Here is a 9,530-nt window from a genome sequence, read left to right as displayed (position 1 = left end):
AGACATCCAGGGTCGTTGGTCGGCGCCGACCGCATGGTGATGGGTGATGGTTGCTCCGGTGGCGACGATCGCGGCGCAGGCTGCGGCTTTGGCGGTGCGCCACTGCTCGATCGGATTACCGCGTTGCGCAGCGACGACGGTGAAGTAGAGCGAAGCGCCGGTGGCGTACACCTGCGAACTGTGGCACAGCACGAGCGCAGGCGTGCCGGATTCGGCCAGTGACCCGGTCAGCGCCTCGGTGACCGCGGCTTTCAGGGCGGGCAGTTTCGACCAATCGGTGGCCGTCTCGAGGGTCTCGCATAACGCGCCGTTGGCCAGCAGGGCGTCCCGCAGGTAGGGCGCGCCGAACCGGCCGTGCTCCCAGGCTCGGGCCGGGCCCTCACCCAACGATGTTCCACCCCCGGCGGCCATCAGCGTCCTGGTTTCGGCGTGCCGGCTCTCGGCGTGCGCCTCGGTGCCTTCGAATACGGTGATCGCCAGACAGCCACCGGTGCTGCCGGTTCCTCCGATGGGGTTCTCGCCGATCGACTCGGTGGTGGCCAGGTTGACGCCGGTCTCGGCCTCATCGGACAACCGGATCACGGTCGGGCCGGCGCCGATCTGGGTAACGGAGCGCAATGCTGCTGTGCCGGTGGCGAAATCGGGGAAAGACCATGCCTCATAACGGGCAGCCTGCGGTGCGGGGTGAACAGCCACCCGAACCCGGGTGATGACGCCGAACACGCCCTCCGACCCGATGACCAGTTGCCGCAGATCCGGGCCTGCCGCCGACTTCGGTGCCCGGCCCAGCTCCAGCGTCCCGGCGGGCGTGATCACCCGCAGGCCGCGAATCATGTCGTCGAACCGGCCGTAGCCCGCCGAGTCCTGCCCCGACGAGCGGGTCGCGGCGAAGCCTCCGAGGCTGGCGAATTCGAAGCTCTGAGGAAAATGCCCGAGCGAAAAGCCATGCGCGCCAAGCATCTCCTCGGCTCGCGGCCCGGTCACCCCGGCGCCGAACTCTGCTTCGCCGGATACCTCGTCAAAGGACAGCAGTTGATCCAAGCGCCGCAAATCCAGCGAGGCGACCGCGGCGAAGCCGCCGCGGACCGGGTCGAGTCAGCCGACCACACAGGTACCGCCGCCGAACGGGACGATGGCAATGCCGTGCTGCGAGCAGTACCGCAGGATCGCGGCAATGTCGTCCTCGGAACCGGGCAGCAGCACCGCGTCGGGAGCATCCTGTTCACCGGCGTCCCGGCGCCGCAACAGATCCAGCGTCGACTTGCCGCCGGCGCGTAACAGCCGGTTCCGGTGATCGACGTGGCAGTAGTCGGGGCCCACGACGTCCGACAGCGCCTCGCGGTGTTCGGCGGCCAACCGCGACGGCGTCAGTCGAACCTCGTCGGCATCAGGTTCGGCTTCGGGAGATCCGGCCACTCCCAGGGCCTGGGTCAGCAGCGAGCGGATGCCGTCCGAGAGGGGCTTGGCGTGGCTGGGGTCGCCCCAGGCATTCCACTTCATCGGGGGCAGCAAGTCGGCGGGCATGCGTTACAGTATTACATATGCTGTCAATAAGTAATGCGCCGGTGCAGGATCGCATCCTGTCCGCCGCCGCGAGTTGCGTCGTCGATTTCGGCGTCGAGCGGGTGACGCTGGCCGAGATCGCACGGCGCGCCCGGGTGAGCCGACCGACGGTGTATCGCCGCTGGCCCGACACCCGATCTGTGCTGGCCGCGCTGCTGACCAGCCACATCACCGAAGCGCTGGCCGAAGTCCCGGTGCGCGGCAGCGGCCGCGCGGCGATCGTCGAACGGGTGGTTGCGGTGGCCGAGCGACTGCGCGACGACGACCTGGTGATGGCGGTGCTGCGCTCGGAGGTGGCGCTGGTCTACATCGCGCAGCGGCTGGGCACCAGCCAGCAGATGTTGATCGACGCGCTGGCCAAGGACCTGCGGGCGGCCCAATACGACGGCAGTGTGCGCGCCGGCGACCCGCGCCAGCTGGCCGCCATGGTGCTGCTGATCACCCAGTCGACCATTCAGTCGGCCCGGATCGTCCGGCCCATCCTGGACGCCGACGCCCTGGCAGGAGAACTCGCCCACGCGCTGAACGGATACCTTGCCTGATGTCGATCGCACTGAACGCCGCCCGCCGCACCGCCGACCTCACCGCGCTGGCTGACGGCGCGCCCACCGATGTCGTGGTGATCGGCGGCGGCATCACCGGCGTCGGCATCGCACTGGACGCGGTGTCGCGAGGCCTGCGAGCGACGCTGGTGGAAAAACACGACTTGGCCTTCGGTACCAGCCGCTGGAGTTCCAAGCTGGTGCACGGCGGACTGCGCTACCTCGCGAGCGGCAATATCGGAATCGCGCGGCGCAGCGCGGTCGAACGCGGAATACTGATGACCCGCAACGCCCCTCACCTGGTTCGAGCCATGCCGCAACTCGTTCCGCTGATCCCGTCGATGAGTCGCAACAACCGGGCGCTGGTGCGCGCGGGATTCCTGGCCGGCGATCTGCTGCGCATGACCGCAGGCACACCAGCGTCGGTGCTGCCTGGTTCGCAACGTGTTTCGGCGCAGCGCGCGATCGGCCTGGCCCCGGCCGTTCGGCGCGACGGCCTCGACGGCGGCCTGCTGGCCTACGACGGCCAACTGATCGACGACGCCCGACTGGTCGCCGCAGTCGCGCGGACCGCGGCGCAACGCGGCGCGCGCATCCTGACCTACACCGCGGCCTCGGCGGCGACCGGCACCTCGGTCACGCTGACCGACCGGCGCACCGGTGAATCGTTCGACATGTCCGCGCGGGCCGTCATCAACGCCACCGGGGTATGGGCGGGGGAGATCGACCCGTCGCTGAAGCTGCGCCCCAGCCGCGGCACCCACCTCGTGTTCGACGCCGAGACATTCGGGAATCCAACTGCGGCGCTGACCATTCCGATCCCCGGCACGCTCAACCGCTTCGTCTTCGCCATGCCCGGGCAATTGGGCAGGATCTACCTGGGGTTGACCGACGAAGAAGCACCCGGGCCGATTCCCGATGTGCCACAAGCGACGTCGGGGGAGATCGCGTTCCTTCTCGACGTCGTCAACACTGCGCTGGGTATCACGCTGAACATCGCCGACATCATCGGCTCCTATGCCGGACTACGCCCGCTGATCGACACCGGCACCGGCCACACCGCCGACGTATCGCGCGACCATGCCGTCGTCGAGTCGCCGTCCGGAGTGATCAGCGTGATCGGCGGCAAACTCACCGAATACCGACACATGGCCGAGGACGTGCTCGACCGCGCCATCGAATTGCACAACCTCGACGCCGGGCCGTGCCTGACGCGAAACCTGCCGTTGATCGGCGCGCCGAGCAACCCGGGGTCGATGACCGCGCCGATGGCCGGGCTGCCGGAGTCGCTGGTGCTCCGGTATGGCGCCGAGGCGGCCAACGTCCTCGCCGAGGCCACCTGCGAGCGGCCCACCGACGCGGTAGCCGACGGCATCGACGTCACCCGTGCGGAATTCGAGTACGCCGTCACCCACGAGGGTGCGCTGACCGTTGACGACATCGTCGACCGGCGCACCCGGATCGGCTTGGTGGCCGCCGACCGGGAAAAAGTAACCGGCACGGCCCAAGAGTTCCTGCAATTGGCGTGATCGGCTCTGCGTCGTTTATGCCCGGGCGTTCCGACGTCGATCGACAACGTCGGGCGGATCGCATCTTCGACACCGCGCGAGAGTCGCTCCTTTCATGAAGTTGATCGGCGAGTGACCACCGACTGTTCCTCAACCTGCTTGGGTGATCTCGAGGCTGAGGTGAGAAACGAATAACCACTCACCATCTACCTTGCGGCAGCCGTAGATCGCCTCTTGAGTGTCGTGGAGCTTGTCGCCGGCCAGGTGCCGCAGTGAAGTCTTGATCGTCGCGAGTTTGTCCCCGTAGAACACCACCTCGCTGCCGTCGATCACCGTTTGATCCACACCCGTCGACGCGCCAAACTCGGTGCTGTACAACCTGGTCAGCTCATCAGGTGTGCTTATCGCCTCGTGCAACGTTTCCGGCTCTCCGACGTCAACAGTGAACAGAACCGGGAACCCCCAGAAGGAAGGCACCTTCTCGAGCTCGCCGCTTTGGCACGCGTCACAGTACGCGCGGTAGCGGGCCGCTATCTCCTTGGCATCATCGTCTTTGCTCATCAGGTCGACTCCTTATCTTCCTGCCTGTCTAGGCTCTCAGGGTCACCGCAATCGGCGCTTCGACGGTCTGGCCACACGTTAGATCGTCATCGGTACCCCGATTCGACAGTTTGTGCACGCTTCTATGCGATCTCTGCACAGAGCGAACGCTGACACGGACACCCGGGGGCCACCGGGCGCGCGGCCGGTGCCGTGCTCGAATCGCTTGCCCGGCTGACTGACTCGACCCAGCGGGCGGCTACGCGCCCTTCGGGTTCGTACGGCTGTGGCGTTGACGAAGCTTGTCGTCAGTTGATCAGCATCCCCAGACTACTGTTCGTGCTCGACGGTGTGACGCCACTCGCGTGGTGTCATTCCGTAGGTGGCGCGGAACCGGCGGCTGAAGTGCGTCGGATTGGAAAAACCCCATCGTTGGGCGATCATCGCGATGGAACGGTGCCGGCTGGTGTGTCCCGCGAGTTCGTCGCGCGCCCCTTGCAGGCGTTGGCTTGTCATCCATTGATGCAGGCTGAAATTGGCAGTGGCGCACAATTTGTAGAGATGCCGGACCGAGATGTGGTGCGCTGCCGCGATCATCTCCGGCGTCAGGTCGGGGTCAGCAAGGTTCTTGCGGACGTAGCTGCGGATTTGGGTCAGCAGGGTGGCCGAAAGTGTGTCCTGTCGGTGGCGTGTGTCCTGGGCGGCCGAACTCAGCAAGGCCCTGACGAGTTCAACGCTGATAGTGCCCAATTGGGCTGCGGCCGGGTCGGCGCTGAGTTCGTCGGCGCGCCGGGTCAGTCCAATGATGTGGTTGACCATCAACTCGTAGATCGGGCTGGTGTGCAGTCGGGTAACGGCGTGGTGGATCAGGTCGGCGGGTAGTCCTAGTTCGTCGAACGGAATAAAGAGGCACGTGGAGGCGCCGTGGCCGGCCCAACTGAACTCGTACGGCGAGTTCTCGTCGATGACATGAAGCTGCCCGGTGCCGATGACGCGTTGCTCGGCCCCGTGCTCGAATAGGCCCACGCCGATCTCCTGCACGGCGATCGCGAGATTCGGCGACGGGCAGGTCCGGGTCTGTACGGCGGTGCGCTCGAGTTGGATCCCCGACAGCGCTGCTCGAAAGATGCTGGACGCGCCGAAGGTCCAGACTTCCAAGCGGGCCGCGCCGCTCTGGCTACCCTTCTCCGGACCGATGAAGGACGCCACCGCGGTTTGAGCCATCGCCGAGACCAACGCGTCAGCGCGATCCTCCGCGGGCAGGTCGTCGGTGTCCAGCACCATCGCCACGGCGCGCTCCTTGGTGTCGGGGCTGGCTGGTCAGCCTCGACGGTGATCAGGTAGCCCGAAGTTGAAGCGTAACTCCGCGAACTGGTCCGCGCACGGTTGATGTGGCGACGCCGTTGTGTGCGCTAGTTGGCGCATTTCGTGCACCACTGGGCCATATCGCCCTGCTGTCACCGACCTAGGTTCATGTTGAGGAACTGGACAGACGCCGTCAGGGATGACTCCGGGCGGTGAAGGAGGGCAACGTGCCACCTCTGACTCCGCCGACACCGGTGGTCTTCATTCACGGCCTGTGGATGCATGCGAGCAGCTGGGCCGATTGGGTTGCGTTGTTCGTAGCCGCCGGCTATCCGGCGAGTGCACCCGGTTGGCCCGGTGCGGCCGCCACGGTACTCGACACGCGGCGCCATCCCGAGGCGATGAACAACTACCGGATCGGCGCCATCACCGAGCACTACCAGGCGATCATCGCCGATCTGCCCGCGACGCCTGTCGTGATCGGGCACTGCGTAGGTGGGCTGATTGCACAGCGGCTGCTCGGCCGGGAATTCGCCCGCGCGGCCGTTGCGCTGGAACCGGCGCCTTTCCGCGGAGTGATTCCGATGCCGTTCACTAAAATCTTCTCTGCTGCAGGGGCTTTCCGTCGAAGTGGGCTTGGTGTCAAGACCTGGGCGCACACCGCCGACAGCTACCACCGCAGCATTGCCAATGGCATACCGCGCGATGAATCCGACCAGCTTTTTCACGCCTTCAGCATTCCCGCCCCTCGTCGGGCGCTGCGGCAGGTGGCGCTGTCCAACATCTCGATGCGCCGAGACGCCACGGTGGACACCCGCCGCGAACGCGGACCGCTATTGATGATCGCGGGCAGCGCGGACCGCACGGTTCCCGCAGCGACCGTCTATTCCGCCTACAAGATTCAGCGCCGCAACCGTGGTGTCACCCAGTTCGCCATTTTCGACCGGCGCGGTCATTCCCTGCCCACCGATCACGGATGGCGTGAAATCGCCGACACGGTCCTGGATTTCTTCACCTACAACGGGCTCTGAGTGCGTCGAACCGTACGGCGCGGACCTGTGCACCAGAACGCAGAAACCGTGCACCCATGAACGCATTGAGGGCCGCGCGCCGCGCTAGCGTCCCTGATGACCGCGAGGCGAAACCGGCGCGCCGGCGACACGATTGGCTCGCCACGATAAACACGGTGAGGCAAGCAGCCACCCGATTGAAAAAGGAAAGGCAGTTTGATGTCTGACCAGAAATCTGTCCACGAGGTGACCTACGACCTGTTGCGCTCGCTGGGATTGACGACAGTGTTCGGTAATCCAGGCTCCACTGAGCAGACGTTTTTGAAGGACTTCCCCGACGATTTCACCTATGTCCTGGGGTTGCAGGAGGCCTCGGTGATGACCATGGCCGACGGGTTCGCCCAGTCCACCGGCAAACCCGCTTTGGTCAACGTGCACACCGCCGCGGGCACCGGGAATGCGATGGGCGCCCTGGTGGCAGCGTTCAAGGGCAACACGCCATTGATCGTGACGGCTGGTCAGCAGACCCGCGAGATGGTGTTGTGCGAACCGTATCTGAGCAACCCGGACGAGAATCTGTTCCCGCTACCGTGGGTGAAATGGGCCTATGAGCCCAAGCGCGCCGAGGATGTCCCCGCTGCGTTCATGCGCGCCTACACGGTCGCGCTGCAGCCGCCAGCCGGACCGGTGTATCTGTCTATCCCGCTTGATGATTGGGAGAAGCCCGCACTGGGCCCCGCGGTGATCCGCACCGTCAGCCATCGCGTCAGCCCGGACGCCGCGCGGCTACGCGAGTTCGCCGAACGCATCAACAATGCCCAGCGTCCGGTTCTGGTGTTCGGTCCTGAGGTCGATCGCAGCGGCGCTTGGGACGCCGGCGTCGCGTTCGCGGAGAAGCTCGGGGCGCCCGTATATGGCAGCGCGTTGCCCGACCGGGCGTCGTTCCCCGAGGATCATCGGCTCTTTCAGGGACAGCTGGCGATGACCGTCGCCGGTGTCGCCGAGATGCTGCGCAGCTATGACCTGGTCGTGGTGATCGGGGCACAGGTCTTCCGGTACTACCCCTACGTGGCCGGACCCTATCTGCCCGATGGCACCGAGCTGCTGCAGATCACCGCCGATCCGCGACTGGCTGCCACCGCGCCGGTCGGCGACAGCATGCTGGGTGACGCCCTGCTGGCGTTGGAGCAATTAGTGGACTTGGTCGACGATCACAGCCACCGCTCGGTTGCCGCCGCACAGAAGCCCACCGGCGACGTTGACCTGACCGGGTCGGCACCGCTGACAGCCGACGCGGTGTGGCAGACGTTGAGCACCGTCAAGCCCGCCGATTCCCCGCTGGTCACCGAATCGACATCGACACAGGCCCAACAACTGCGGTTTCTGCCCAGCACCCGCCCGGCTTCGTTCTTCGCCACCCCCAGTGGCGGTATCGGTTGGGGGGTGCCCGCAGCGGTCGGCATCGCACTGGGCGACCGCGCCCGCGGGGTCAAGCGCACGGTGGTCGCCACCATCGGTGACGGCTCATTCCAATACTCGGTGCAGGCCGTCTGGACCGCGGCCCAACACCGGTTGCCGATCGTATTCGTCGTGATGCGCAACGGCGAATACTCGATCCTCAAGTCGTTCGCGGAACTGGAAAAGACACCGGGGGTGCCGGGGCTGGATCTGCCCGGCCTCGACATCGCCTCAATTGCAGAAGGGTTCGGCTGCCGCTCGATCAACGTGGACAGCACCGAAAAACTCGCCCACGAGTTCACCGCCGCACTCGACGCCGACGGACCGACCGTCATCGTGGTACCCACCAAACCTCAAGCCACGCACCTGGGCTGAGCACCCCACAAAGGATAACTATGACTTCTTCGGGCACCAAGACCATTGTTTTGATCCACGGGCTGTGGATGACGCCGCTGGCATGGGAGGGTTGGGTAGCCCGCTACCAAGCCCGGGGGCACACCGTTCTCGCCCCCGGCTATCCCGGCGTCGCCGACGGCACCGCCGGCGTCGCAGCCTTGCGCGACGATCCCTCACCGCTGGCGGATCTCGGTGTTCGTGAAGTGCTCGACCACCTCATACAGGCCATCAGCGAACTACCCGAACCGCCGATTCTGATCGGGCACTCCTTCGGCGGCACCTTCGTGCAGATGCTGCTCGATGCCGGCTACGGCAGCGCCGGGGTGTCCGTCGACGGCGCTGCGGTCAAGGGAATCAAAGCACTGCCCTTCACCGAGATCCGGGCGACTTTTCCGGTTCTGAAGAATCCCGCCAACGTGCACCGCGCGGTCCCGATCACCGCCGAACAGTTTCACTACGCCTTCACCAACACCCTCACCGAAGCCGAATCCCAGGCCGCATATGACCGTTACGCGGTCCCGGTGCCGGCGCGGATCCTGTTCCAGGGTGGCCTGGCCAACTTCACCCACGACGCGGCCACCACCTACAACTTCGCCAACGACGACCGCGGCCCGCTGCTGTTCATCGCAGGCAGCAAAGACCATATCCTTCCCCCCGCCGTACAGCACGAGAACTACGAGAAGAATGCCAAGCACTCCGTAGCGATCACGGCCTATAAATTGTTCAGCGGCCGGGACCACTTCACCTGCGGGGCACCGGGATGGGAAGAGGTCGCCGACTTTGCGCTGAACTGGGCGCTGAGCCCGCGCGCCGGCGAACTCGACTGAAAATCCTCACCCCAGGACAACGAAAGAACCATGCATGCAATAGAAGTCGCCGAACTCGGCGGACCCGAAGTCCTGTCCTACGTCGAACGCCCGCAGCCTCTCCCCGGCGACGGTGAGGTGTTGATCAAGGCCGAGGCGATCGGCGTCAATTTCATCGACACCTACTTCCGCTCCGGCGCGTATCCCCACGAACTGCCGTTCGTGCTCGGAGCCGAGGTTGCGGGCACTGTTGAAGCGGTCGGCAACGGGGTGACCGCACTTCGTGTCGGCGACCGCGTGGCTACCGCCGACGCTGAGGGCGCCTACGCCGAATATAGCGTTGCGCCAGCTCATCTCGTCACCGCCTTACCAGACGGTGTCACCGCTGATGTCGCCGCCGCC

General features: G+C 65.8%; 8 protein-coding genes and 1 pseudogene. 6 read left to right on the top strand and 3 right to left on the bottom strand.

What is annotated here, in order from left to right; translation table 11 throughout:
* Positions 1–1,500: pseudogene (locus AC2VOU_RS14140) on the bottom strand (FAD-binding oxidoreductase); the annotation flags it as partial.
* A 41-nt stretch (positions 1,501–1,541) separates the two neighbouring features.
* Here AC2VOU_RS14140 and AC2VOU_RS14135 point away from each other — a divergent pair.
* Positions 1,542–2,105 carry a TetR/AcrR family transcriptional regulator gene (locus AC2VOU_RS14135; protein ID WP_486957950.1) on the top strand — a complete coding sequence of 188 codons (564 nt, stop codon included), beginning with the start codon at positions 1,542–1,544 and terminating at the stop codon, positions 2,103–2,105.
* Positions 2,105–3,634 carry a glycerol-3-phosphate dehydrogenase/oxidase gene (locus AC2VOU_RS14130; RefSeq protein ID WP_486957949.1) on the top strand — a complete coding sequence of 510 codons (1,530 nt, stop codon included), beginning with the start codon at positions 2,105–2,107 and terminating at the stop codon, positions 3,632–3,634. Before AC2VOU_RS14135 ends, AC2VOU_RS14130 begins: the two co-directional genes overlap by 1 nt.
* 129 nt (positions 3,635–3,763) lie before the next feature.
* Here AC2VOU_RS14130 and AC2VOU_RS14125 read toward each other — a convergent pair whose 3' ends face one another.
* Both AC2VOU_RS14125 and AC2VOU_RS14120 read right to left on the bottom strand, forming a co-directional pair.
* Positions 3,764–4,174, bottom strand: coding sequence for a hypothetical protein (locus tag AC2VOU_RS14125; RefSeq protein WP_486957948.1), 411 nt, complete (start codon positions 4,172–4,174; stop codon positions 3,764–3,766).
* A gap of 309 nt (positions 4,175–4,483) precedes the next feature.
* Positions 4,484–5,437 (bottom strand): helix-turn-helix domain-containing protein, encoded by a 954-nt coding sequence (locus AC2VOU_RS14120; protein WP_486957951.1) that lies wholly within the window; start codon positions 5,435–5,437, stop codon positions 4,484–4,486.
* A 248-nt stretch (positions 5,438–5,685) separates the two neighbouring features.
* Between AC2VOU_RS14120 and AC2VOU_RS14115 the strand changes: the two genes are divergently transcribed.
* From AC2VOU_RS14115 to AC2VOU_RS14100, 4 genes are all read left to right on the top strand, one after another.
* Positions 5,686–6,489, top strand: coding sequence for an alpha/beta fold hydrolase (locus AC2VOU_RS14115; protein WP_486957947.1), 804 nt, complete (start codon positions 5,686–5,688; stop codon positions 6,487–6,489).
* Between the two features lie 198 nt (positions 6,490–6,687).
* Positions 6,688–8,301 (top strand): benzoylformate decarboxylase, encoded by a 1,614-nt coding sequence (mdlC, locus tag AC2VOU_RS14110; protein WP_486957946.1) that lies wholly within the window; start codon positions 6,688–6,690, stop codon positions 8,299–8,301.
* Positions 8,302–8,321: 20 nt separating this feature from the next.
* Entirely contained in the window at positions 8,322–9,149 is an 828-nt protein-coding gene (locus AC2VOU_RS14105) for an alpha/beta hydrolase (protein ID WP_486957945.1), read from the top strand.
* Positions 9,150–9,179: 30 nt separating this feature from the next.
* Positions 9,180–9,530: alcohol dehydrogenase catalytic domain-containing protein (locus tag AC2VOU_RS14100; RefSeq protein ID WP_486957944.1), on the top strand; the 351-nt coding region annotated here is incomplete at its 3' end.

The sequence above is a fragment of the Mycobacterium sp. TH-M25 genome (assembly GCF_057473665.1).
Note: the sequence above shows the minus strand (reverse complement) of the source record. Positions and strands in the feature narration are given on the sequence as shown.

Bases quoted from the DNA above. Each gene is read 5' to 3' on its own strand.
- AC2VOU_RS14135 (WP_486957950.1), top strand. From the start codon at position 1,542: ATGCTGTCAATAAGTAATGCGCCGGTGCAGGATCGCATCCTGTCCGCC.
- AC2VOU_RS14130 (WP_486957949.1), top strand. From the start codon at position 2,105: ATGTCGATCGCACTGAACGCCGCCCGCCGCACCGCCGACCTCACCGCG.
- AC2VOU_RS14125 (WP_486957948.1), bottom strand. From the start codon at position 4,174: ATGAGCAAAGACGATGATGCCAAGGAGATAGCGGCCCGCTACCGCGCG.
- AC2VOU_RS14120 (WP_486957951.1), bottom strand. From the start codon at position 5,437: ATGGTGCTGGACACCGACGACCTGCCCGCGGAGGATCGCGCTGACGCG.
- mdlC (WP_486957946.1), top strand. From the start codon at position 6,688: ATGTCTGACCAGAAATCTGTCCACGAGGTGACCTACGACCTGTTGCGC.
- AC2VOU_RS14105 (WP_486957945.1), top strand. From the start codon at position 8,322: ATGACTTCTTCGGGCACCAAGACCATTGTTTTGATCCACGGGCTGTGG.